This window comes from Escherichia sp. 93.1518 (assembly GCF_013368915.2).
In the GTDB taxonomy this organism is placed as follows: domain Bacteria; phylum Pseudomonadota; class Gammaproteobacteria; order Enterobacterales; family Enterobacteriaceae; genus Escherichia; species Escherichia ruysiae.
The window spans coordinates 105,144-127,762 of the sequence record NZ_JABWMT020000004.1 but is presented as its reverse complement, the minus strand read 5'-3'; the positions used below and the strand labels follow the sequence as shown (position 1 = coordinate 127,762).

Sequence of the window (22,619 nt, the reverse complement as noted above, 5' to 3'; positions counted from 1 at the left end):
GAAGGAACAGCATGACAGATGTAACGATTAAAACGCTGGCCGCAGAGCGACAGACCTCCGTGGAACGCCTGGTACAGCAATTTGCTGATGCAGGTATCCGGAAGTCTGCTGACGACTCTGTGACTGCACAAGAGAAACAGACTTTAATTGACCACCTGAATCAGAAAAATTCAGGACCGGACAAATTAACGCTGCAACGTAAAACACGTAGCACCCTTAACATTCCTGGTACCGGTGGAAAAAGCAAATCGGTACAAATCGAAGTCCGCAAGAAACGCACCTTTGTGAAACGCGATCCGCAAGAGGCTGAACGCCTTGCAGCGGAAGAGCAAGCGCAGCGTGAAGCGGAAGAGCAAGCCCGTCGTGAGGCAGAAGAATTGGCCAAACGCGAGGCGCAACAAAAAGCTGAACGTGAGGCCGCAGAACAAGCTAAACGTGAAGCCGCTGAACAAGCGAAACGTGAAGCTGCGGAAAAAGACAAAGTGAGCAATCAACAAGACGATATGACTAAAAACGCCCAGGCTGAAAAAGCCCGCCGTGAGCAGGAAGCTGCAGAGCTCAAGCGTAAAGCTGAAGAAGAAGCGCGTCGTAAACTCGAAGAAGAAGCACGTCGCGTTGCTGAAGAAGCACGTCGTATGGCGGAAGAAAACAAATGGACTGATAGCGCGGAACCGACCGAAGATTCCAGCGATTATCACGTTACAACCTCTCAACATGCTCGCCAGGCAGAAGACGAAAGCGATCGTGAAGTCGAAGGCGGTCGTGGCCGTGGTCGTAACGCGAAAGCAGCGCGTCCGAAAAAAGGCAACAAACATTCAGAATCTAAAGCCGATCGTGAAGAAGCGCGTGCAGCGGTTCGTGGCGGTAAAGGCGGAAAACGCAAAGGTTCTTCACTGCAGCAGGGCTTCCAGAAGCCAGCTCAGGCCGTTAACCGTGACGTGGTGATCGGTGAAACCATCACCGTTGGCGAACTGGCTAACAAGATGGCGGTTAAAGGCTCTCAGGTCATCAAAGCGATGATGAAACTGGGTGCAATGGCAACCATCAACCAGGTCATCGACCAGGAAACCGCACAGCTGGTTGCCGAAGAGATGGGCCACAAAGTTATCCTGCGTCGTGAAAACGAACTGGAAGAAGCGGTAATGAGCGACCGTGATACTGGCGCTGCGGCTGAACCGCGTGCACCGGTCGTGACCATCATGGGTCACGTTGACCACGGTAAAACTTCTCTGCTGGACTACATTCGTTCAACGAAAGTGGCTTCTGGCGAAGCAGGCGGCATTACCCAGCACATCGGTGCATACCACGTTGAAACTGAAAACGGCATGATCACCTTCCTGGACACCCCGGGGCACGCCGCGTTTACTTCAATGCGTGCACGTGGTGCGCAGGCAACGGATATCGTAGTTCTGGTTGTCGCTGCAGATGACGGCGTAATGCCACAGACCATTGAAGCAATCCAGCACGCGAAAGCGGCGGGTGTGCCGGTTGTGGTTGCTGTGAACAAAATCGATAAGCCAGAAGCCGATCCGGATCGCGTTAAGAACGAACTGTCCCAGTACGGCATTCTGCCGGAAGAGTGGGGCGGTGAAAGCCAGTTCGTACACGTATCTGCAAAAGCAGGTACAGGTATCGACGAACTGCTGGATGCGATCCTGCTGCAGGCTGAAGTCCTGGAACTGAAAGCTGTGCGTAACGGGATGGCGAGCGGTGCGGTAATCGAATCCTTCCTCGATAAAGGTCGTGGTCCGGTTGCAACTGTACTGGTACGTGAAGGTACTCTGCACAAGGGCGACATCGTTCTGTGTGGCTTCGAATACGGTCGTGTTCGTGCAATGCGTAACGAACTGGGTCAGGAAGTGCTGGAAGCAGGTCCGTCCATTCCGGTGGAAATCCTTGGTCTGTCCGGTGTTCCGGCTGCGGGTGACGAAGTGACCGTTGTTCGTGACGAGAAAAAAGCACGTGAAGTTGCACTGTACCGTCAGGGTAAATTCCGTGAAGTTAAACTGGCGCGTCAGCAGAAATCTAAACTCGAGAACATGTTCGCCAACATGACCGAAGGCGAAGTTCATGAAGTGAACATCGTACTGAAGGCTGACGTTCAGGGTTCTGTGGAAGCGATTTCCGATTCCTTGCTGAAACTGTCTACTGACGAAGTTAAAGTGAAGATCATCGGTTCTGGCGTAGGTGGTATCACCGAAACCGACGCGACCCTGGCCGCTGCATCCAACGCGATTCTGGTTGGCTTCAACGTTCGTGCTGATGCCTCTGCGCGTAAAGTGATTGAGGCTGAAAGCCTGGATCTGCGTTACTACTCCGTCATCTATAACCTGATTGATGAAGTTAAAGCGGCGATGAGCGGTATGCTGTCTCCGGAACTGAAACAACAGATCATCGGTCTGGCAGAAGTGCGTGACGTGTTCAAATCACCGAAATTCGGCGCCATCGCAGGCTGTATGGTTACCGAAGGTGTGGTTAAACGTCACAACCCGATCCGCGTTCTGCGCGACAACGTGGTTATCTACGAAGGCGAGCTGGAGTCCCTGCGCCGCTTCAAAGATGACGTTAACGAAGTCCGTAACGGTATGGAATGTGGTATCGGCGTTAAGAACTACAACGACGTCCGCACTGGCGATGTGATCGAAGTATTCGAAATCATCGAGATTCAGCGTACGATTGCCTAAGGCTGATTGGGTGTAGGCCGGATAAGGCGTTTGCGCCACATCCGGCAGCCGTTGCCTGATGCGACGCTGGCGCGTCTTATCAGGCCTACGTGAACAGCCCTTCCACCTGAAATTAATTTTAAAAAGGGGCTTATGGCCCCTTTTTTGTCAGGAGAATTTATTATGGCGAAAGAATTTGGTCGCCCGCAGCGCGTAGCGCAGGAAATGCAAAAAGAGATCGCTCTCATCCTGCAACGCGAAATTAAAGATCCTCGTCTGGGCATGATGACCACCGTTTCCGGTGTCGAAATGTCTCGTGACCTGGCGTATGCCAAAGTGTATGTCACTTTCCTCAACGACAAAGATGAAGATGCGGTAAAAGCGGGCATCAAAGCGTTGCAGGAAGCCTCTGGTTTCATCCGCAGCCTGCTGGGCAAAGCGATGCGTCTGCGTATCGTCCCGGAACTGACCTTCTTCTACGACAACTCATTGGTTGAAGGGATGCGTATGTCAAACCTGGTGACCAGCGTGGTCAAACATGACGAAGAACGTCGTGTTAACCCGGACGACAGCAAGGAGGACTAATGAGTCGTCCTCGTCGTCGCGGTCGCGACATTAACGGCGTTTTGTTGCTGGATAAACCGCAGGGCATGTCCAGCAACGATGCGCTGCAAAAAGTGAAACGCATTTATAACGCCAACCGTGCCGGACACACCGGCGCGCTGGACCCGCTGGCGACCGGCATGTTACCGATTTGCCTCGGGGAAGCGACGAAGTTTTCCCAGTATCTGCTGGACTCCGACAAACGCTATCGGGTGATTGCGCGTCTTGGGCAGCGTACCGATACTTCCGACGCTGACGGACAAATCGTTGAGGAGCGTCCGGTAACCTTTAGTGCAGAGCAACTGGCGGCAGCACTGGATACTTTCCGTGGCGATATCGAACAGATCCCTTCGATGTATTCGGCGCTGAAATATCAGGGCAAAAAACTGTACGAGTACGCGCGTCAGGGCATTGAAGTCCCACGCGAAGCGCGTCCGATTACCGTTTATGAATTGCTGTTTATTCGTCATGAAGGCAATGAGCTGGAGCTGGAAATTCATTGCTCAAAAGGCACCTATATCCGCACCATCATTGACGACCTGGGTGAAAAACTTGGCTGTGGCGCGCATGTTATTTACCTGCGCCGTCTGACAGTAAGTAAATATCCAGTCGAACGGATGGTGACCCTGGAACATCTGCGTGAACTGGTTGAGCAAGCTGAACAGCAGGATATTCCGGCTGCGGAGTTACTTGATCCATTACTGATGCCAATGGACAGTCCAGCTTCGGACTATCCGGTGGTGAATCTTCCGTTAACGTCTTCTGTTTACTTCAAAAATGGTAACCCGGTTCGTACATCTGGTGCGCCGCTGGAAGGACTGGTTCGTGTTACAGAAGGTGAGAACGGCAAGTTTATCGGTATGGGCGAAATTGACGATGAAGGCCGCGTCGCGCCTCGTCGGCTGGTGGTTGAATACCCGGCGTAATGTTAACCGTCTTGCGATAACAGGTCGCTACGAGTAGAATACTGCCGCTTAACGTCACGTAAATTGTTTAACACTTTACGTAACGTACACTGGGATCGCTGAATTAGAGATCGGCGTCCTTTCATTCTATATACTTTGGAGTTTTAAAATGTCTCTAAGTACTGAAGCAACAGCTAAAATCGTTTCTGAGTTTGGTCGTGGTGAAAACGACACCGGTTCTACCGAAGTTCAGGTAGCACTGCTGACTGCACAGATCAACCACCTGCAGGGTCACTTTGCAGAGCACAAAAAAGATCACCACAGCCGTCGTGGTCTGCTGCGCATGGTTTCTCAGCGTCGTAAACTGCTCGACTACCTGAAACGTAAAGATGTAGCACGTTACACCCAGCTCATCGAGCGCCTGGGTCTGCGTCGCTAATTCTTGCGAGTTTCAGAAAAGGGGCCTGAGTGGCCCCTTTTTTCAAGCTAACGGCAGCAATTCACTGGAAACTAATGTATTGTTGCTATGAATGATCTTCCGTTGCAGAGGTTCGCGCGGCTAATGAGAGGCTTTACCCACATCAGGCTGGGTTAGGGTTGTCATTAGTCGCGAGGATGCGCAGAAGATCGGGTATTAACACCAGTGCCGTTAAGGTGCTGTCTAAGAAAGAGAAAGGATATTACATTGCTTAATCCGATCGTTCGTAAATTCCAGTACGGCCAACACACCGTAACTCTGGAAACAGGCATGATGGCGCGTCAAGCCACTGCCGCTGTTATGGTTAGCATGGATGACACTGCGGTATTTGTTACCGTTGTTGGCCAGAAAAAAGCCAAACCAGGTCAGGACTTCTTCCCACTGACCGTTAACTATCAGGAGCGTACCTACGCTGCTGGTCGTATCCCGGGTAGCTTCTTCCGTCGTGAAGGCCGCCCAAGCGAAGGCGAAACCCTGATCGCGCGTCTGATTGACCGCCCGATTCGCCCGCTGTTCCCGGAAGGCTTCGTCAACGAAGTTCAGGTTATCGCCACCGTAGTTTCTGTTAACCCGCAGGTTAACCCGGATATCGTCGCGATGATTGGCGCTTCTGCAGCACTGTCTCTGTCTGGTATTCCGTTCAATGGTCCGATTGGTGCTGCCCGTGTGGGTTACATCAATGATCAGTACGTACTGAACCCGACCCAGGACGAACTGAAAGAAAGCAAACTGGATCTGGTTGTTGCGGGTACTGAAGCCGCTGTACTGATGGTTGAATCTGAAGCTGAACTGCTGAGCGAAGACCAGATGCTGGGCGCAGTGGTGTTCGGTCATGAACAACAGCAGGTTGTTATTCAGAACATCAATGAACTGGTGAAAGAAGCCGGTAAACCGCGTTGGGACTGGCAGCCGGAGCCGGTAAACGAAGAGCTGAACGCACGCGTTGCTGCACTGGCTGAAGCTCGTCTGAGCGATGCTTACCGCATCACCGACAAACAAGAGCGTTATGCACAGGTTGACGTGATCAAATCTGAAACCATCGCGACGCTGCTTGCTGAAGACGAAACCCTGGACGAAAACGAACTGGGTGAAATTCTGCACGCTATCGAGAAAAACGTTGTTCGTAGCCGCGTACTGGCAGGCGAACCGCGTATCGACGGCCGTGAAAAAGATATGATCCGTGGTCTTGATGTCCGTACTGGCGTGCTGCCGCGTACTCACGGTTCTGCGCTGTTCACCCGTGGTGAAACTCAGGCGCTGGTTACCGCAACGTTGGGTACTGCACGTGACGCGCAGGTTCTTGATGAACTGATGGGCGAACGTACTGACACCTTCCTGTTCCACTACAACTTCCCTCCGTACTCCGTAGGCGAAACTGGCATGGTCGGTTCTCCGAAGCGTCGTGAAATTGGTCACGGTCGTCTGGCGAAGCGCGGCGTGCTGGCAGTAATGCCGGATATGGACAAATTCCCGTACACCGTACGTGTTGTATCTGAAATCACCGAATCCAACGGTTCCTCTTCTATGGCTTCCGTGTGCGGCGCTTCTCTGGCGCTGATGGACGCAGGTGTGCCGATTAAAGCCGCCGTTGCGGGTATCGCAATGGGTCTGGTGAAAGAAGGCGACAACTACGTTGTACTGTCTGACATTCTGGGTGACGAAGACCATCTGGGCGATATGGACTTCAAAGTTGCGGGTTCCCGTGACGGTATCTCTGCACTGCAGATGGATATCAAAATTGAAGGTATCACCAAAGAGATCATGCAGGTTGCGCTGAACCAGGCTAAAGGTGCGCGTTTACATATCCTTGGCGTAATGGAACAGGCGATCAACGCGCCGCGCGGTGATATCTCTGAGTTCGCTCCGCGTATCCATACCATCAAGATCAACCCGGACAAGATCAAAGACGTTATCGGTAAAGGCGGTTCTGTTATCCGAGCCCTGACCGAAGAAACCGGCACCACCATCGAAATCGAAGATGACGGTACTGTGAAGATCGCAGCGACCGACGGCGAGAAAGCAAAACACGCCATTCGTCGTATCGAAGAGATCACGGCGGAAATCGAAGTGGGCCGCGTCTACAATGGTAAAGTGACCCGTATCGTTGACTTTGGCGCATTTGTTGCCATCGGCGGCGGTAAAGAAGGTCTGGTACACATCTCTCAAATCGCTGACAAACGCGTTGAGAAAGTGACCGATTACCTGCAGATGGGTCAGGAAGTACCGGTGAAAGTTCTGGAAGTTGATCGCCAGGGCCGTATCCGTCTGAGCATTAAAGAAGCGACTGAGCAGTCTCAACCTGCTGCGGCACCGGAAGCTCCGGCTGCTGAACAGGGCGAGTAAGGTTGCCATTTGCCCTCCGCTGCGGCGGGGGGCTTTTAACCAGGCAGGACGCCTTGTTAGCAACCGGGAACAGGACGTTCATTCAACCGTGGTCTTCGGGAGTGGGAAATGAAGCCTTTTTTGCGCTGGTGTTTCGTTGCGACAGCACTTACGCTTGCAGGATGCAGTAATACTTCCTGGCGTAAAAGTGAAGTCCTCGCAGTACCATTGCAACCGACTTTACAGCAGGAAGTGATTCTGGCACGTATGGAACAGATCCTTGCCAGTCGGGCTTTAACCGATGACGAACGCGCACAGCTTTTATATGAGCGCGGAGTGTTGTATGATAGTCTCGGTCTGAGGGCATTAGCGCGTAACGATTTTTCGCAGGCGCTGGCAATCCGACCGGATATGCCTGAAGTATTCAATTACTTAGGCATATATTTAACGCAGGCAGGCAATTTTGATGCTGCCTATGAAGCGTTTGATTCTGTACTTGAGCTTGATCCAACTTACAACTACGCGCACTTGAATCGCGGGATCGCATTATATTACGGCGGTCGTGACAAGTTAGCGCAAGATGATCTGCTGGCGTTTTATCAAGACGATCCCAATGATCCTTTCCGTAGTCTGTGGCTTTATCTCGCCGAGCAGAAGCTCGATGAGAAGCAGGCTAAAGAAGTGTTGAAACAGCACTTCGAAAAATCGGACAAGGAGCAGTGGGGATGGAACATTGTCGAGTTCTACCTGGGCAACATTAGCGAACAAACGTTAATGGAAAGGCTCAAGGCGGACGCAACGGATAACACCTCGCTCGCTGAGCATCTCAGTGAAACCAACTTCTATTTAGGTAAGTACTACCTAAGTCTGGGGGATTTGGACAGCGCCACGGCACTGTTCAAACTGGCGGTTGCCAACAACGTTCATAACTTTGTTGAGCACCGATACGCATTGTTGGAATTATCGCTCCTGGGCCAGGACCAAGATGACCTGGCAGAATCGGACCAGCAATAGCTGACGTACACATCAGCCCGTAATCTTATTTGATTGCCATCACCTTAACGGGTGAGGGCGTTGTTGTTCGTTAATACACCTACTTTGAGCCGGTTCACACTTTTCAATGAAAATTGCTGATCAATTTCATGATGAGTTATGTAGACTGGCCGCCATTAATTTTGAGGCACACGTACTACATGGCTGAATTCGAAACCACTTTTGCAGATCTGGGCCTGAAGGCTCCTATCCTTGAAGCCCTTAACGATCTGGGTTACGAAAAACCATCTCCAATTCAGGCAGAGTGTATTCCACATCTGCTGAATGGCCGCGACGTACTGGGTATGGCCCAGACGGGGAGCGGAAAAACTGCAGCATTCTCTTTACCTCTGCTGCAGAATCTTGATCCTGAGCTGAAAGCACCACAGATTCTGGTGCTGGCACCGACCCGCGAACTGGCGGTACAGGTTGCTGAAGCAATGACGGATTTCTCTAAACACATGCGCGGCGTAAACGTAGTTGCCCTGTACGGCGGCCAGCGTTATGACGTGCAATTACGCGCCCTGCGTCAGGGGCCGCAGATCGTTGTCGGTACTCCGGGCCGTCTGCTTGACCACCTGAAACGTGGCACTCTGGATCTCTCTAAACTGAGCGGTCTGGTTCTGGATGAAGCTGACGAAATGCTGCGCATGGGCTTCATCGAAGATGTTGAAACCATTATGGCGCAGATCCCGGAAGGTCATCAGACCGCTCTGTTCTCTGCCACCATGCCGGAAGCGATTCGTCGCATTACCCGCCGCTTTATGAAAGAGCCGCAGGAAGTGCGCATTCAGTCCAGCGTGACTACCCGTCCTGACATCAGCCAGAGCTACTGGACTGTCTGGGGTATGCGTAAAAACGAAGCACTGGTACGTTTCCTGGAAGCAGAAGATTTTGATGCGGCGATTATCTTCGTTCGTACCAAAAACGCGACTCTGGAAGTGGCTGAAGCCCTTGAGCGTAACGGCTACAATAGCGCCGCGCTGAACGGTGACATGAACCAGGCGCTGCGTGAGCAGACTCTGGAACGCCTGAAAGATGGTCGTCTGGATATCCTGATTGCAACCGACGTTGCGGCTCGTGGCCTGGACGTTGAGCGTATCAGCCTGGTAGTTAACTACGATATCCCGATGGATTCTGAGTCTTACGTTCACCGTATCGGTCGTACCGGTCGTGCGGGTCGTGCTGGCCGCGCGCTGCTGTTCGTTGAGAACCGCGAGCGTCGTCTGCTGCGCAACATTGAACGTACTATGAAGCTGACCATTCCAGAAGTAGAACTGCCGAACGCAGAACTGCTGGGCAAACGCCGTCTGGAAAAATTTGCCGCTAAAGTACAGCAGCAGCTGGAAAGCAGCGATCTGGATCAATACCGTGCACTGCTGAGCAAAATTCAGCCGACCGCAGAAGGTGAAGAACTGGATCTCGAAACTCTGGCAGCCGCACTGCTGAAAATGGCACAGGGTGAACGTACTCTGATTGTTCCGCCAGATGCGCCGATGCGTCCGAAACGTGAATTCCGTGACCGTGATGACCGTGGTCCGCGCGATCGTAACGACCGTGGCCCGCGTGGCGACCGTGAAGATCGTCCGCGTCGTGAACGTCGTGATGTTGGCGACATGCAGCTGTACCGCATTGAAGTGGGTCGTGATGATGGCGTTGAAGTTCGTCATATCGTTGGCGCGATTGCTAACGAAGGCGACATCAGCAGCCGTTACATTGGTAACATCAAGCTGTTTGCTTCTCACTCCACCATCGAACTGCCGAAAGGTATGCCGGGTGAAGTGCTGCAACACTTTACGCGCACTCGCATTCTCAACAAACCGATGAACATGCAGTTGCTGGGCGATGCACAGCCGCATACTGGCGGTGAGCGTCGTGGCGGTGGTCGTGGTGTCGGTGGCGAGCGTCGTGAAGGCGGTCGTAACTTCAGCGGTGAACGCCGTGAAGGTGGTCGTGGTGATGGTCGTCGTTTTAGCGGCGAACGTCGTGAAGGCCGCGCACCGCGTCGTGATGACTCTACCGGTCGTCGTCGTTTCGGTGGTGATGCGTAATACACGCTGACCATCGAACACAATCTGTAAAATAATATATACAGCCCCGATTTTAACAATCGGGGCTTTTTTTCTGTCTTTTGTACTCGCGTACTGGTACAGTGCAACACATAACAACGCAGTCGCACTATTTTTCACTGGAGAGAAGCCCTTATGGCAACACTAACCACCACCCAAACGTCACCGTCGCTACTTGGCGGCGTGGTGATTATCGGCGGCACCATTATTGGCGCAGGAATGTTTTCTCTGCCTGTGGTCATGTCCGGTGCGTGGTTCTTCTGGTCAATGGCGGCGCTAATCTTCACCTGGTTTTGTATGTTGCATTCCGGTTTGATGATTCTGGAAGCTAACCTGAATTATCGAATCGGTTCGAGCTTTGACACCATCACCAAAGACTTGCTGGGCAAAGGCTGGAACGTGGTCAATGGCATTTCCATTGCCTTTGTGCTCTATATCCTGACTTACGCTTATATCTCTGCCAGCGGTTCGATTTTGCATCACACCTTCGCAGAGATGTCGCTAAATGTCCCGGCACGGGCGGCGGGTTTTGGTTTTGCACTGTTGGTGGCGTTTGTGGTGTGGTTGAGCACTAAAGCCGTCAGCCGAATGACGGCGATTGTGCTGGGGGCGAAGGTCATTACCTTTTTCCTCACTTTCGGCAGCCTGCTGGGGCATGTACAGCCTGCGACATTGCTCAACGTCGCCGAAAGCAATGCGTCTTATGCGCCGTATCTGCTGATGACGCTGCCGTTCTGCCTGGCATCGTTTGGTTATCACGGTAACGTGCCGAGCCTGATGAAATATTATGGCAAGGACCCGAAAACTATCGTCAAATGTCTGGTGTACGGTACGCTGATGGCGCTGGCGCTGTATACCATCTGGTTGCTGGCGACGATGGGTAACATCCCGCGTCCGGAGTTTATCGGCATCGCCGAGAAGGGCGGCAATATTGACGTGCTGGTACAGGCGTTAAGCGGTGTGCTGAACAGTCGTAGTCTGGATCTGCTGCTGGTAGTGTTCTCAAACTTTGCGGTAGCGAGTTCGTTCCTCGGCGTAACGCTTGGTCTGTTCGATTATCTGGCAGATCTGTTTGGTTTCGACGACTCGGCTCTGGGTCGCTTTAAAACGGCACTGTTGACCTTTGCACCGCCTGTTGTTGGTGGCCTGCTGTTCCCGAACGGATTCCTGTATGCCATTGGTTATGCTGGCTTAGCGGCTACCATCTGGGCGGCAATTGTTCCGGCGCTGCTGGCTCGCGCATCGCGTAAACGCTTCGGTAGCCCGAAATTCCGCGTCTGGGGCGGCAAGCCGATGATTGTCCTGATTCTGGTGTTTGGCATTGGCAATGCACTGATCCATATTTTATCGAGCTTTAATTTGCTGCCGGTATATCAGTAAGGGTGAGGTCTGATGCCCTCACCCTAACCCTCTCCCACAGGGAGAGGGGACTGCCCGGCGCGGAAAATGCACTTACCCCAACAACTCTTCCTTCACATCCATCGCCAGCTCAAACGAATGCAGCCGCGCCTGGTGGTCAAAAATCTGTCCGTTAACCATAATCTCATCGGCGTCGGTTTCGCGCAGGATTGACTGCAAGCCATGACGCACTTTCGCTTTATCACCTACCAACGACATACTCAGCGCCTGCTGCACGCCATACTGCTCGGACGGTGACCAGAACTGATCCATATTTTCAATCGGCGGCGGCAGTTGCCCGGTTTCGCCACGGCGCAGCTTCACGAAGGCTTGCTGCATCGAGGTAAACAGGAATTCGGCGTCGCGGTTGCTGTCGGCGGCGATAATATTGATGCACACCATCGCGTATGGTTTCTCCAGCCGTGCCGACGGTTTGAAGTTGCTGCGATAAAGATGTAGCGCCTGGAACAACATATCCGGCGCGAAGTGTGAGGCAAACGCAAACGGCAGACCAAGCTGCGCCGCCAGTTGTGCGCTGTAAAGGCTGGAGCCTAACAACCACACCGGGATTTTCTCGCCATAGCCAGGCACCGGGCGCACATGCGGATTTGGATCGCGGGCGTCAAACCAGTCCACCAGCTCTGCAACATCACGGGGGAAATTATCAATATCACCGCTCATATGTCGACGTAGCGCCATCATTGTCCGTTGATCGCTACCCGGTGCACGACCCAGCCCTAAATCGATTCGCCCCGGATAGAGCGTATTGAGCGTGCCAAACTGTTCGGCAATCACCAACGGTGAGTGGTTAGGTAACATCACGCCGCCGGAACCCAGATGCAGCGTGGTGGTGTTCGCCGCCAGATAGCCAATTAACACCGATGTGGCAGCACTGGCAATGCCGGTCATATTGTGGTGTTCCGCCAGCCAGTAGCGATGATAGCCGCGCTTTTCAGCCAGACGGGCGAGGTCGAGAGAGTGGGAGAACGCTTCTCGTGCTGAAGAACCTTCGGGGATGGGAGCCAGATCGAGTAGCGAAAAAGGAATAGTTTTATCAGTCATAACAGCTCACTTTGTTACCGATTAATCTTTAATACTGCATTAAAGAGTAGTTAAAGTTGTTAACAAAGTGAGCTATTTACTTACGCTTGCAACTCCAGTCCTGCCAGCCGTCGCCAGTAGCCGTTACAATCGCTGTTTGCCGTCAACGGCAGTGGCGCAGCGCCATTTTCATTGGCGCGGAAGGCGTCGAGCATAGCGAAAGTGTCAGTACCCTGCGGTGACAGGCGAACCACATCGACCAGCCCCTGCATGGATGCCAGCTCGTTACCTAGGTTGTACACGTAGCCGCTCATAGTCTGAATACCGTTGAGTACAAACACTTGCTGATTCTCTTGCGACAGCACGTTGCGCCCGTTCGGATACTTGATGCAGCAGGTTTCACACTCATCTTTCGGGCGGTCTTCCGAACGCGCGGTAAAGCAGCGGGCGGAATAGGCCAGCGGCAGATGACCGTAGCTCAAGACTTCCACTTCAAACTGGTTGCGAATGCCCAGCTCATCGCACTGATTGAGCAGATTCACCAGCCAGTCGCGGGAAAGTTCCACCGGCATACACCAGCGCATCATGCCCTGTTTGAGTAATATTTTCAGCGTCACTGCGTTGTAGCAGTTCAGCGCGTGCCCGGCGACGAACGGCAGTTTGCGTTCAGCGCACATATTCACCACGCCGAGATCGCTGGCTTCAATCAGAAATTCGCCATTCTCAACATAGCGTTTCAGTTCGCCAAGTTCAGAGGATGCCTGAACCAGCGCCAGTGTGGAGAGCACAATCTGCTTGCCGCTACCGGCGAGCGATTTTGCCATCTCCAGCCAGTCGCCAACTTTGGTTGCCCGACGCTTGCTGCACACGGCTTCACCGAGATAAATAACATCGGCGCTGCTGGCGGCGGCCTGCTGATAAAATTCTTCCAGCGTCTCTTTTGGCCAGTACCACAGCACTGGCCCTAAGGAATATTTCATTGCTTTTCTCACTGCCATTTACGGTGATACGCGCCAAGGGTGGTTTGCGTGCCTTCGGACATCGACCCGAGCGTCTCCATCCACGCGCTTTGCGGTACGAAGTTTTGTGGATCGGCCTTACAACGGTCGATAGCCTGGCGCCAGACTTTCGCCACCTGGCTGACATACGCCGGGCTACGCTGGCGGCCTTCAATTTTCACCGAAGCAATATTTGCCGCCATTAACTCTGGCAGTAGTTCCAGGGTATTGAGGCTGGTTGGTTCTTCCAGCGCGTGATAGCGTTCGCCGTCTACCAGATAACGCCCTTTACACAGCGTCGGATAACCTGCGTTTTCGCCATCCTGATAACGGTCGATCAGCACTTCGTTAAGACGGGATTCCAGCCCCTGCGGCGTTTGTTGCCAGCGCACGAAGCGAGCCGGAGAACACGCACCGACGGTGTTGGGCGACTCACCTGTCAGATACGACGACAGATAGCAACGGCCTTCCGACATAATGCACAGGCTGCCGAAAGCAAAGACTTCCAGCGGCACAGGAGTAACCCGTGCCAGTTGTTTCACCTGATGAATCGACAACACGCGCGGCAGCACCACGCGGGCAACGTCAAAATGGCGATGATAAAAGTTGATCGCCTCTTCATTAGTCGCTGAAGCCTGCACCGATACGTGACGCTCAATATGTGGATAACGCTCGGCGGCGTACTCCAGCATGGCGAGATCGGCGAGGATCAGCGCGTCGGCACCCAATTGCGCCGCCATGTCCACGGCGCGCTGCCAGCGGGCATAGCCGTCCGGGTGCGCAAAAGTGTTAATTGCGATGTGAAGTTTGCGGCGATGTTGATGGACAAAACTCACCGCTTCCTGCAATTTTTTCTCGGTAAAGTTAAGGCCGGCGAAGTGGCGGGCATTGGTATCATCTTTTAGCCCGATATAAACAGCATCTGCGCCGTTTTCGATGGCCGCCTTAAGCGCCGGGAGATTTCCGGCAGGGCAGAGCAGCTCCATAATTTTTCCTGAAGGTTGCGCTATCAAAGCGCAAAAATGTTAACGAACTGGGATTTTAGTTAACCTTGCTGCGACAATTTTTGATTTAAGGCAGTTAAAGTTGTATTGGTGGTATCAGCAATTTCATATGGAATTGTTGATTTATACCGCTATGTTATTTTCCTGATATGGCAAAATAGGACGATTGTTGAAACAGGGAGTAAAACTCGTGTTGGATAAACTGCGTTCCCGTATTGTGCATTTGGGGCCATCTCTGTTGAGTGTACCGGTAAAACTGACGCCATTTGCGCTAAAACGCCAGGTTCTTGAGCAGGTCTTAAGCTGGCAATTTCGCCAGGCGCTGGACGACGGCGAGCTGGAGTTCCTTGAAGGTCGCTGGTTAAGTATTCATGTGCGTGATATTGATCTGCAGTGGTTTACCTCGGTGGTGAATGGCAAACTGGTTGTCAGCCAGAACGCGCAAGCTGATGTGAGTTTTAGTGCCGACGCCAGCGATCTGCTGATGATTGCGGCGCGTAAACAGGATCCGGATACGCTCTTCTTCCAGCGTCGGCTGGTGATTGAAGGCGATACGGAGCTGGGGCTGTATGTGAAAAACCTGATGGACGCCATTGAACTGGAGCAAATGCCGAAAGCCTTACGCATGATGCTGCTGCAACTGGCGGATTTTGTTGAGGCGGGAATGAAAACCGCGCCTGAAACCAAACAGACATCGGTAGGTGAACCATGCTAATTCGAGTAGAAATTCCCATTGATGCGCCGGGTATTGATGCCTTGCTGCGTCGTTCATTCGAAAGCGATGCGGAAGCGAAGCTGGTTCACGATCTGCGTGAAGATGGCTTTCTGACGCTGGGGCTGGTGGCGACAGATGACGAAGGTCAGGTCATTGGCTATGTAGCATTTAGTCCGGTTGATGTGCAGGGCGAAGACCTGCAATGGGTTGGCATGGCGCCGCTGGCGGTTGATGAAAAATACCGTGGACAGGGGCTGGCACGCCAACTGGTCTATGAAGGACTAGATTCGCTTAATGAGTTTGGCTATGCCGCAGTGGTGACGCTGGGCGATCCGGCGCTGTACAGTCGTTTCGGCTTTGAGCTGGCTGCGCATCACGATCTGCGTTGTCGCTGGCCGGGCACTGAAAGCGCCTTCCAGGTACATCGTTTAGCGGATGACGCGCTGAATGGCGTAACTGGTCTGGTTGAGTACCACGAGTATTTCAATCGCTTTTAATCTCCGGGGTTTGCAGACTCCTTAATAACTCTGCAAACCCTACGCCTTCCGCTACCAGACGCTCTTTTTGCCGTTTGGTTAACTGCTTAACGCGATATTCCGCCCGTAGTGCCAGCGAACGGTCGCCTACTGGCGCGGAAAACGCCAGCGTTAGTTCTCCTTTCCCACGCAGTGCTTTCGCGCCTTTGCCGCTCTGGTGCTGCTGATAGCGGCGTTCGACATCCGTGGTGATCCCGGTGTAAAGCTTATTATCGGCGGTACGAATCAAATAGAGATACCAGGGTGTCATCGTTTGTGTCACATGTTAAGGTCAGGCCACCAGTATAAAAGAGAACAAAAATGGAAACACTCACCGCCATCAGCCATTGGCTGGCAAAACAACATGTTGTCACCTGGTGTGTGCAGCAGGAAGGGGAACTGTGGTGCGCCAATGCCTTTTATCTCTTTGATTCGCAAAAGGTTGCTCTTTACATTCTCACGGAAGATAAAACGCGTCATGCACAGATGAGCGGGTCGCAGGCTCCGGTTGCCGGTACGGTAAACGGTCAGCCGAAAACGGTGGCGTTAATCCGTGGCGTACAGTTTAAAGGCGAGATCCGCAGGCTGGAAGGTGAGGAAAGCGACCTTGCGCGCAAGGCGTATAATCGTCGCTTTCCGGTTGCCAGAATGATGTCGGCACCGGTTTGGGAAATCCGGCTCGATGAAATCAAATTCACCGACAACACGCTGGGCTTTGGTAAAAAACTGGTCTGGCTACGCGGCTCAGGCACCGAGCAGGCGTAACGCCTCGCGGTTAAATGCTGGCAGATCGTCTGGCGTTCGGCTGGTAACCAGCTGATCTTTATCGACCACCACTTCCTGATCGTAAAATTCCGCTCCTGCGTTTTTAACATCAATAATGATCGGTTTAACGGCGGTCAGCTTACGACCGCGAATAACATCGGCGCTAATCAGCAGTTGCGGGCCGTGGCAGATAGCGAAGACCGGTTTACCGCTATTCACAAAATCTCGCGTGAAGGTGACAAAACGGTTGTCGCCACGCAGATAATCTGGTGAATGGCCACCAGGAAGCAGCAGGGCATCAAACTCTGCTGGCGTCACTTCATCGATGGATTTATCAATGGTGACGCTGGCTTCCCCTTTTTTCCCTTTCACCGTTTTACCCGCTTGCTTTTCAATAGTGACAACTTCGTGCCCGGCTTTACGAAATGCGTCTGCGGGTGAAGTAAATTCTGAATCCTCAAATTCATCAGTGATTAAAACAGCAATCTTTTTACTCATGCTTCCTCCGCGTTGTTGCATTGGATGAGGCGAATTTCCCACAATCGGGGATAATTACCTCGTAGACTATTAAGCCTGGTGCATGTACCGGGGAGTGCAAGGCGGACAATTCTGTAAAGGAGCGAAGATGAGTCAGGTACTGATTACAGGCGCAACGGGGCTGGTGGGCGGTCACCTGCTGCGGATGTTGATTAACGAACCGAAAGTAAACGCCATAGTCGCGCCGACGCGACGCCCGTTGGGCGATATGCCAGGCGTGTTCAATCCCCATGATCCACAACTGACCGACGCGCTGGCGCAGGTTACCGATCCCATCGACATTGTGTTTTGTTGTCTCGGCACCACGCGGCGGGAAGCGGGTAGCAAAGAGGCATTTATTCATGCCGATTACACGCTGGTCGTGGACACCGCGTTAACCGGACGGCGGCTGGGTGCACAGCATATGCTAGTGGTCAGTGCGATGGGCGCAAACGCGCATTCGCCGTTTTTCTATAACCGCGTCAAAGGGGAGATGGAAGAAGCGTTAATCGCCCAGAACTGGCCGAAACTGACCATTGCGCGTCCGTCGATGTTGCTGGGCGATCGTAGCAAGCAGAGGATGAACGAAACGCTTTTTGCGCCGCTGTTTCGTTTGCTGCCTGGCAACTGGAAATCCATTGATGCACGGGATGTGGCGCGGGTCATGCTGGCTGAAGCCATGCGGCCTGAACATGAAGGGGTGACTATTTTAAGCTCTTCAGAACTACGCAAAAGAGCTGAATAATTATTCCCAAGGATTGATAGTGAGCGTAATATTCACGCGCTCAATTATCATAACTTATTCCTGGGGAATGCTATGACTGGTCAGTCTTCATCTCAGGCGGCAACGCCCATTCAGTGGTGGAAACCCGCGCTTTTCTTTCTCGTTGTCATTGCCGGACTTTGGTATGTGAAATGGCAACCCTACTACGGCAAAGCGTTTACCGCCGCCGAAACCCACAGCATCGGTAAATCAATACTCGCGCAGGCGGATGCTAATCCGTGGCAGGCTGCGTGGGACTACGCGATGATCTATTTCCTTGCGGTATGGAAAGCGGCGGTGCTGGGGGTGATCCTCGGTTCGTTGATTCAGGTGCTGATTCCCCGTGACTGGTTGCTGCGCACGCTGGGGCAATCGCGCTTTCGCGGAACTCTGCTGGGAACGCTGTTTTCGCTACCAGGTATGATGTGTACCTGCTGTGCGGCACCGGTCGCGGCGGGGATGCGTCGCCAGCAAGTGTCGATGGGCGGTGCGCTGGCATTCTGGATGGGGAATCCGTTGTTAAACCCGGCGACGCTGGTGTTTATGGGGTTTGTCCTCGGCTGGGGTTTTGCGGCGATTCGTCTGGTGGCGGGGCTGGTGATGGTGTTGCTGATTGCGACGCTGGTGCAAAAATGGGTGCATGAGACACCGCAAACCCATGCTCCAGTTGAAATTGACATGCCGGAAGCGCAGGGCGGATTTTTTACCCGCTGGGGAAGGGCGCTGTGGACTCTGTTCTGGAGTACGATCCCGGTTTATATCCTGGCGGTGCTGGCGTTGGGTGCCGCTCGCGTCTGGTTATTCCCCCATGCCGATGGTGCTGTCGATAACAGCCTGATGTGGGTGATTGCGATGGCGGTAGCGGGATGCTTGTTTGTCATTCCCACGGCAGCAGAAATTCCGATTGTACAAACGATGATGCTGGCAGGTATGGGAACCGCTCCGGCGCTGGCATTGTTGATGACGCTCCCGGCGGTGAGTTTGCCGTCACTGATTATGTTGCGTAAAGCATTTCCGGCAAAAGCATTATGGCTGACCGGAGCGATGGTGGCGGTGTCAGGCGTGATTGTCGGTAGTCTGGCGCTGTTGGCCTGAAACATGTCGGATGCGGCGTAAACGCCTTATCCGACCTACGGTTTGCGTCGTTGTAGGCCTGATAAGACGCGGCAAGCGTCGCATCAGGCATTACAAGGGACAGTTATTTAATAAACGTAAACGCCGTGGTCACCCGCTTCACGCCGCTCACCCGGCTGGCAATATCTGCCGCCGCTTTTGCTTCACGTTCAGTCACCAGCCCCATCAGGAACACTTCGCCGTTTTCGGTGGTCACTTTCACGTTGGACGATTTCACCAGGTCGCTGGTTAAGAGCTGCGAACGCACTTTGGTGGTGATCCACGTATCGTTAGACGCTTCGCCCAGACCAATCGGCTGACCCTGACGAATCTCGTTATACACTTCGTTGGCACCGTCTACGCCCATAGCAATCTGTTTGGCGCGAGCCGAAAGTTCAGCGTTTGGTGACTGCCCAACCAGCAGCACTTTGCCCTGATAGGCCGTTACATTAATGCGTGCTTCTTTCTTAATCTGTTCGTCTTTTGACAATGCGCTGTTCACGCGTACTTCCAGAGTACCATCGTCCACCTGGGTGCCGACACTGCGGGGGTCGGTCGCCGCTTTAGTACCCACAGCGGCAGTACCTACTACAGCAGCAGCAACACAACCTTGCAACAGCAGCGCGGAAATAAGGACTGCGATTGGCGATAATGCCTTCATGTATTCTCCTTAATCATCCTGGTGAGGGAAAAGCGTGTTATCGATCAGATCGCACAGGCAATTTACCGTCAGCATATGCATTTCCTGAATGCGAGCACTACGATGCGAGGGAATGCGGATCTCCACGTCCTGTGGCCCTAACAAACCTGCAAGTTCACCGCCGTCATAGCCGGTTAATGCCACAATGGTCATATCACGCGTAACGGCGGCTTCAACAGCTTTTACGATATCGCGGCTATTGCCACGAGTAGAAATAGCTAACAACACATCTCCCGCATGTCCCAGCGCCCGCACCTGTTTTGCATACACTTCATCATGTAAGCGATCGTTGGCAATCGCCGTTAAGACAACATTATCGGTATTTAGTGCAATGGCAGGTAGGCTGGGTCGCTCCGTCTCGAAACGGTTGATCATGCTGGCAGCAAAATGCTGTGCATTGGCAGCGGAGGTTCCATTACCACAACAGAGGATTTTGTTGCCATTGAGCAGAGACTGAACCAGCGTCATGGCTGCACGGGAGATGGCATCCGGAAGCGCCTCTGCCGCTGCAATTTGAGTTTGAATGCTTTCAGTGAAGCAAGCTTTGATTCTTTCTTGCACGCTAATCCTTAAACCTTAATTATGAGTGGTCATTAAAGGCGTCCTTAATCCACTCAACCTCATTCCCGGTGAAGGCTATCACATCGAACCGGCAATCCACAGTATCAAAACTCCCATTATGACGCGCGAGCCACAAGCGGGCAGTCTGTAATAATTTGTGTTGTTTGCTGCGGGTCACACTGGCTGCTGCGCCACCATATAGGGCAGAGCGGCGGTAGCGCACCTCAACAAAAACGGTGGTCTGGCCTTCATGCATTATCAGATCAATCTCGCCGCCACGCTCGTTCACGTTAGCGGCGACAAAGCGCAGTCCTTTGCCTTCCAGCCAGCGACGCGCTTGTGCCTCCCACGCATCGCCGGTCTGTTTAGTGGTTAACTGGCGGGGACTACCTGACCTTGTTGGTACTGTAGCCATGATAACTTCCTGTTAATCACGCAATCCGGGTTAGCCGTCAGACTTCCGGTATTACCGTTGATTTCAAAACCCTGAACCTGGCGCATTTGCGAGAAATGATTCGCCAGTGACCAGGCATCGACGCCCATCGCATACATGCGCGCCAGCGAATAATCATTATTTACCGCACTGAGCGCCTGCTGCATTAACGGCAGATTACCGCCTGCCAGCATCGGGATTTCGCTGTACTGCAAGCCTTCCATCTCCAGTCGGAAATCCGGGCCAGCAGAGCCTCCTGCGCTGCGGGAGCTGGCGTACAACGTTGCACCGCTGTGACTGCCGTTACGCATGGCGATCATCGGTTTGATGAAGGCGATTTCGGCTGGCGTTGCCACAATGTACACCGCATCGACACGACCGCCATTATCGGTGAACTGGTCTCCGGTCGGCGTGGTTTGCAGGGTTGGATTGTTGGTCGTCATGCCGGAGTCGGTTGTCGCTCTGGGTGTAATCGGGCTACCTGTTAAAGCGATACCTGCACGGCCGTTAACGCCCGCGTGTAATTCGCTGGTGGAACCAAATTTTTGTTGCAAAACGGTGCCGCCGCCGAGTTTCTGCCACTCTTGCGCAAACGCATTGGCTACGCGATCGCCCAACGAACTGCGTGGGATCAGTACCAGCGGTGCTTGTTTACCCTGGTCACGAATATGACGCGCTGCATCGCGCGCTTCATCTTCTGGCGATAGCGCGAAGTAACAGATATTGGCGCGGTTTTCGATATTTTCCGGCTGATTGAGTGCCAGCACGTTCAGCGGGGTGTTGCTCTTGAGCAACTCCTCAACGTTATTTTTTAGCAGTGGACCGACTACAATACTCGCGCCATCCTGCTGAACCTGGTTGAGGATCTGGCTAAGTGGTTGTGATGAGGTATCGTAGATTTTCAGTTCTGCGGATGGATTCGCCGGAGAGCTTACCGCTGCGGTGCTTGCCGGAGGGGCGCTTACAGGCACCGGCTGTGCGGCGGTTTCTTCACCTGTCAGATCGCTAACAGACGCTTGTGCCGGGCTGGCAACGCCGTCTACGGTTTGCGGCTGGGGTTGTTCTGCTACGTCAGCGACAGGCGCGGCTGCTACCTGAGCCGCTACCGGCTGAGTGCCGATATTTTTCGCCGCTTCAAAGCCTTGCTGAATAGTGCGACCAAACACTGCGGCCTGACCATTCAACGGTAACAGCAGGGCGATTTTGTTGGTTGACGCTGGTTTAAACGCTTTTACATTTACCAACTGCGTTGGCAGCATTTTCGCGCCCGGATTGTTCGGATAACGTTTCTGCCAGTCAGCGATCCCGGCTTTCATCATCTCGGGGTCATTGCGGTTATCAAACCAGACGCGTTGCAGATCCAGCCAGCCTTGCAGGATGTTTTCGTCGGCGTTGATCACCAGCGTATTCGCCTGCTGCTGGGTCATGGCGGAGAGCGCCTGCCAGGTGGCATCGATATTCTGCTGTTTTTCTTGCGCACCGAGTAACGGTTCCTGAGCAATTAATGCGCGCAATAAATCAATGGAAGGACGTCCCTGACTGGCATCGATTTTTGCCTGCCAGTAACGCGCCTGCTGGTTTTGCTCTAAATCTGCCGGAGTAATTTTAGCCAGCAAGGTCTGCGCGCCAGCAAAATCTTTTTGTGTCAGCTTAATCTCTACCGCCAGCAGAGATTTTTCACGACGCTGGATATCGTTCAGTTCTTGCGGCAGCTGGTTAAACAGTTCAACCGCCTGCCCGGTTTTACCTTCTTTCACCAGTGCACGAATGGCGAGTAATTGCCAGTTGATCCTGGTATCATCAGAGCTTTGCTGCATCTGCTGAAGATAAAAGGCAGAATCGGCCTGCGCCGTGCCCTGCATATAGGCAGTGGACTGATCGGGGGTATGGGTGCCACAACCGGCGAAAATCAGGGCTGCCAGAACAACAGGCAGACAACGCGCGGCTTTCAAACGAGAAAATGTTGAGGGTACCATAATGTATCCAGTGATATTTTTTTTACGCAATTCTCAATATTAAATCGGC

The 22,619-nt window shown here is 53.1% G+C and carries 23 protein-coding genes; 14 read left to right on the top strand and 9 right to left on the bottom strand.

Annotated features, from left to right (window positions below; all coding sequences use genetic code 11):
• The first annotated feature begins 11 nt into the window (after positions 1–11).
• The 9 genes from infB (at position 12) to mtr (ending at position 11,452) form a co-directional block, all read left to right on the top strand.
• A complete protein-coding gene (gene infB, locus HEN21_RS04455; protein WP_000133059.1) occupies positions 12–2,684 on the top strand; it encodes a translation initiation factor IF-2 in 2,673 nt (890 codons plus the stop codon).
• A gap of 162 nt (positions 2,685–2,846) precedes the next feature.
• Entirely contained in the window at positions 2,847–3,248 is a 402-nt protein-coding gene (gene rbfA / locus HEN21_RS04450) for a 30S ribosome-binding factor RbfA (RefSeq protein ID WP_001040205.1), read from the top strand.
• Entirely contained in the window at positions 3,248–4,192 is a 945-nt protein-coding gene (truB, locus tag HEN21_RS04445; RefSeq protein ID WP_016159710.1) for a tRNA pseudouridine(55) synthase TruB, read from the top strand. Before rbfA ends, truB begins: the two co-directional genes overlap by 1 nt.
• Before the next feature lie 148 nt (positions 4,193–4,340).
• Complete coding sequence (rpsO, locus tag HEN21_RS04440; protein ID WP_000059470.1) at positions 4,341–4,610, top strand: 30S ribosomal protein S15; 270 nt, start codon at positions 4,341–4,343, stop codon at positions 4,608–4,610.
• A 246-nt stretch (positions 4,611–4,856) separates the two neighbouring features.
• Entirely contained in the window at positions 4,857–6,992 is a 2,136-nt protein-coding gene (gene pnp, locus HEN21_RS04435; RefSeq protein ID WP_000933927.1) for a polyribonucleotide nucleotidyltransferase, read from the top strand.
• A gap of 108 nt (positions 6,993–7,100) precedes the next feature.
• Positions 7,101–7,985: a lipoprotein NlpI gene (gene nlpI / locus HEN21_RS04430; RefSeq protein WP_000802080.1), complete on the top strand. Its 885-nt coding sequence runs from the start codon at positions 7,101–7,103 to the stop codon at positions 7,983–7,985.
• A gap of 106 nt (positions 7,986–8,091) precedes the next feature.
• Positions 8,092–8,172: a protein YrbN gene (yrbN, locus tag HEN21_RS04425; RefSeq protein ID WP_010723222.1), complete on the top strand. Its 81-nt coding sequence runs from the start codon at positions 8,092–8,094 to the stop codon at positions 8,170–8,172.
• Entirely contained in the window at positions 8,165–10,054 is a 1,890-nt protein-coding gene (gene deaD, locus HEN21_RS04420; RefSeq protein ID WP_010350076.1) for an ATP-dependent RNA helicase DeaD, read from the top strand. Before yrbN ends, deaD begins: the two co-directional genes overlap by 8 nt.
• 153 nt (positions 10,055–10,207) lie before the next feature.
• On the top strand, positions 10,208–11,452 hold the full coding sequence (gene mtr / locus HEN21_RS04415) for a tryptophan permease (protein WP_000224360.1): 1,245 nt from the start codon (positions 10,208–10,210) through the stop codon (positions 11,450–11,452).
• Positions 11,453–11,524: 72 nt separating this feature from the next.
• Here mtr and HEN21_RS04410 read toward each other — a convergent pair whose 3' ends face one another.
• The 3 genes from HEN21_RS04410 to ubiU form a co-directional block, all read right to left on the bottom strand.
• Positions 11,525–12,532 carry a luciferase-like monooxygenase gene (locus HEN21_RS04410; RefSeq protein ID WP_105285373.1) on the bottom strand — a complete coding sequence of 336 codons (1,008 nt, stop codon included), beginning with the start codon at positions 12,530–12,532 and terminating at the stop codon, positions 11,525–11,527.
• Positions 12,533–12,612: 80 nt separating this feature from the next.
• Entirely contained in the window at positions 12,613–13,491 is an 879-nt protein-coding gene (locus tag HEN21_RS04405) for a U32 family peptidase (RefSeq protein ID WP_001298329.1), read from the bottom strand.
• A gap of 8 nt (positions 13,492–13,499) precedes the next feature.
• Entirely contained in the window at positions 13,500–14,495 is a 996-nt protein-coding gene (gene ubiU, locus HEN21_RS04400; RefSeq protein ID WP_000421305.1) for a ubiquinone anaerobic biosynthesis protein UbiU, read from the bottom strand.
• Between the two features lie 208 nt (positions 14,496–14,703).
• On the opposite strand from ubiU, the gene ubiT reads away from it, so the two are divergent.
• Entirely contained in the window at positions 14,704–15,228 is a 525-nt protein-coding gene (gene ubiT, locus HEN21_RS04395; protein WP_001295552.1) for a ubiquinone anaerobic biosynthesis accessory factor UbiT, read from the top strand.
• Complete coding sequence (locus HEN21_RS04390; protein WP_097329555.1) at positions 15,222–15,725, top strand: GNAT family N-acetyltransferase; 504 nt, start codon at positions 15,222–15,224, stop codon at positions 15,723–15,725. The genes ubiT and HEN21_RS04390 overlap by 7 nt, the downstream gene beginning before the upstream one ends.
• On the opposite strand, the gene yhbQ is transcribed toward HEN21_RS04390, so the two are convergent.
• Positions 15,712–16,014, bottom strand: a complete 303-nt coding sequence (yhbQ, locus tag HEN21_RS04385) for a DNA damage response exodeoxyribonuclease YhbQ (RefSeq protein ID WP_010350072.1) — start codon at positions 16,012–16,014, stop codon at positions 15,712–15,714. The two genes, HEN21_RS04390 and yhbQ, sit on opposite strands and share 14 nt — an antisense overlap.
• 50 nt (positions 16,015–16,064) lie before the next feature.
• Here yhbQ and HEN21_RS04380 point away from each other — a divergent pair, with 50 nt between their 5' ends.
• Positions 16,065–16,508: a YhbP family protein gene (locus tag HEN21_RS04380; protein ID WP_105285375.1), complete on the top strand. Its 444-nt coding sequence runs from the start codon at positions 16,065–16,067 to the stop codon at positions 16,506–16,508.
• On the opposite strand, the gene yhbO is transcribed toward HEN21_RS04380, so the two are convergent.
• Positions 16,488–17,006, bottom strand: a complete 519-nt coding sequence (gene yhbO, locus HEN21_RS04375; protein WP_000037602.1) for a protein/nucleic acid deglycase — start codon at positions 17,004–17,006, stop codon at positions 16,488–16,490. The genes HEN21_RS04380 and yhbO overlap by 21 nt on opposite strands.
• Before the next feature lie 127 nt (positions 17,007–17,133).
• On the opposite strand from yhbO, the gene HEN21_RS04370 reads away from it, so the two are divergent.
• Both HEN21_RS04370 and HEN21_RS04365 read left to right on the top strand, forming a co-directional pair.
• Entirely contained in the window at positions 17,134–17,769 is a 636-nt protein-coding gene (locus HEN21_RS04370; RefSeq protein WP_001385509.1) for an NAD(P)H-binding protein, read from the top strand.
• A 72-nt stretch (positions 17,770–17,841) separates the two neighbouring features.
• On the top strand, positions 17,842–18,882 hold the full coding sequence (locus HEN21_RS04365) for a permease (protein ID WP_176252758.1): 1,041 nt from the start codon (positions 17,842–17,844) through the stop codon (positions 18,880–18,882).
• A 103-nt stretch (positions 18,883–18,985) separates the two neighbouring features.
• Here the strand turns inward: HEN21_RS04365 and dolP are convergent, their stop codons facing one another.
• From dolP to lpoA, 4 genes are read right to left on the bottom strand one after another with little or no spacing between them, the layout of a single operon-like run.
• Positions 18,986–19,561: a division/outer membrane stress-associated lipid-binding lipoprotein gene (gene dolP / locus HEN21_RS04360; RefSeq protein WP_000646033.1), complete on the bottom strand. Its 576-nt coding sequence runs from the start codon at positions 19,559–19,561 to the stop codon at positions 18,986–18,988.
• A gap of 9 nt (positions 19,562–19,570) precedes the next feature.
• Positions 19,571–20,161 (bottom strand): DnaA initiator-associating protein DiaA, encoded by a 591-nt coding sequence (diaA, locus tag HEN21_RS04355; protein WP_001158034.1) that lies wholly within the window; start codon positions 20,159–20,161, stop codon positions 19,571–19,573.
• A 19-nt stretch (positions 20,162–20,180) separates the two neighbouring features.
• Positions 20,181–20,576 (bottom strand): YraN family protein, encoded by a 396-nt coding sequence (locus HEN21_RS04350; protein WP_000246838.1) that lies wholly within the window; start codon positions 20,574–20,576, stop codon positions 20,181–20,183.
• A complete protein-coding gene (gene lpoA / locus HEN21_RS04345) occupies positions 20,534–22,570 on the bottom strand; it encodes a penicillin-binding protein activator LpoA (RefSeq protein ID WP_000249112.1) in 2,037 nt (678 codons plus the stop codon). Before lpoA ends, HEN21_RS04350 begins: the two co-directional genes overlap by 43 nt.
• Positions 22,571–22,619: the final 49 nt, after the last annotated feature.

What these genes read in the sequence shown, in the direction of transcription:
- infB (WP_000133059.1), top strand. Translation starts at nt 12, where the DNA reads ATGACAGATGTAACGATTAAAACGCTGGCCGCAGAGCGACAGACCTCC.
- rbfA (WP_001040205.1), top strand. Translation starts at nt 2,847, where the DNA reads ATGGCGAAAGAATTTGGTCGCCCGCAGCGCGTAGCGCAGGAAATGCAA.
- truB (WP_016159710.1), top strand. Translation starts at nt 3,248, where the DNA reads ATGAGTCGTCCTCGTCGTCGCGGTCGCGACATTAACGGCGTTTTGTTG.
- rpsO (WP_000059470.1), top strand. Translation starts at nt 4,341, where the DNA reads ATGTCTCTAAGTACTGAAGCAACAGCTAAAATCGTTTCTGAGTTTGGT.
- nlpI (WP_000802080.1), top strand. Translation starts at nt 7,101, where the DNA reads ATGAAGCCTTTTTTGCGCTGGTGTTTCGTTGCGACAGCACTTACGCTT.
- yrbN (WP_010723222.1), top strand. Translation starts at nt 8,092, where the DNA reads ATGAAAATTGCTGATCAATTTCATGATGAGTTATGTAGACTGGCCGCC.
- deaD (WP_010350076.1), top strand. Translation starts at nt 8,165, where the DNA reads ATGGCTGAATTCGAAACCACTTTTGCAGATCTGGGCCTGAAGGCTCCT.
- mtr (WP_000224360.1), top strand. Translation starts at nt 10,208, where the DNA reads ATGGCAACACTAACCACCACCCAAACGTCACCGTCGCTACTTGGCGGC.
- HEN21_RS04410 (WP_105285373.1), bottom strand. Translation starts at nt 12,532, where the DNA reads ATGACTGATAAAACTATTCCTTTTTCGCTACTCGATCTGGCTCCCATC.
- HEN21_RS04405 (WP_001298329.1), bottom strand. Translation starts at nt 13,491, where the DNA reads ATGAAATATTCCTTAGGGCCAGTGCTGTGGTACTGGCCAAAAGAGACG.
- ubiU (WP_000421305.1), bottom strand. Translation starts at nt 14,495, where the DNA reads ATGGAGCTGCTCTGCCCTGCCGGAAATCTCCCGGCGCTTAAGGCGGCC.
- HEN21_RS04390 (WP_097329555.1), top strand. Translation starts at nt 15,222, where the DNA reads ATGCTAATTCGAGTAGAAATTCCCATTGATGCGCCGGGTATTGATGCC.
- yhbQ (WP_010350072.1), bottom strand. Translation starts at nt 16,014, where the DNA reads ATGACACCCTGGTATCTCTATTTGATTCGTACCGCCGATAATAAGCTT.
- HEN21_RS04380 (WP_105285375.1), top strand. Translation starts at nt 16,065, where the DNA reads ATGGAAACACTCACCGCCATCAGCCATTGGCTGGCAAAACAACATGTT.
- yhbO (WP_000037602.1), bottom strand. Translation starts at nt 17,006, where the DNA reads ATGAGTAAAAAGATTGCTGTTTTAATCACTGATGAATTTGAGGATTCA.
- HEN21_RS04370 (WP_001385509.1), top strand. Translation starts at nt 17,134, where the DNA reads ATGAGTCAGGTACTGATTACAGGCGCAACGGGGCTGGTGGGCGGTCAC.
- HEN21_RS04365 (WP_176252758.1), top strand. Translation starts at nt 17,842, where the DNA reads ATGACTGGTCAGTCTTCATCTCAGGCGGCAACGCCCATTCAGTGGTGG.
- dolP (WP_000646033.1), bottom strand. Translation starts at nt 19,561, where the DNA reads ATGAAGGCATTATCGCCAATCGCAGTCCTTATTTCCGCGCTGCTGTTG.
- HEN21_RS04350 (WP_000246838.1), bottom strand. Translation starts at nt 20,576, where the DNA reads ATGGCTACAGTACCAACAAGGTCAGGTAGTCCCCGCCAGTTAACCACT.
- lpoA (WP_000249112.1), bottom strand. Translation starts at nt 22,570, where the DNA reads ATGGTACCCTCAACATTTTCTCGTTTGAAAGCCGCGCGTTGTCTGCCT.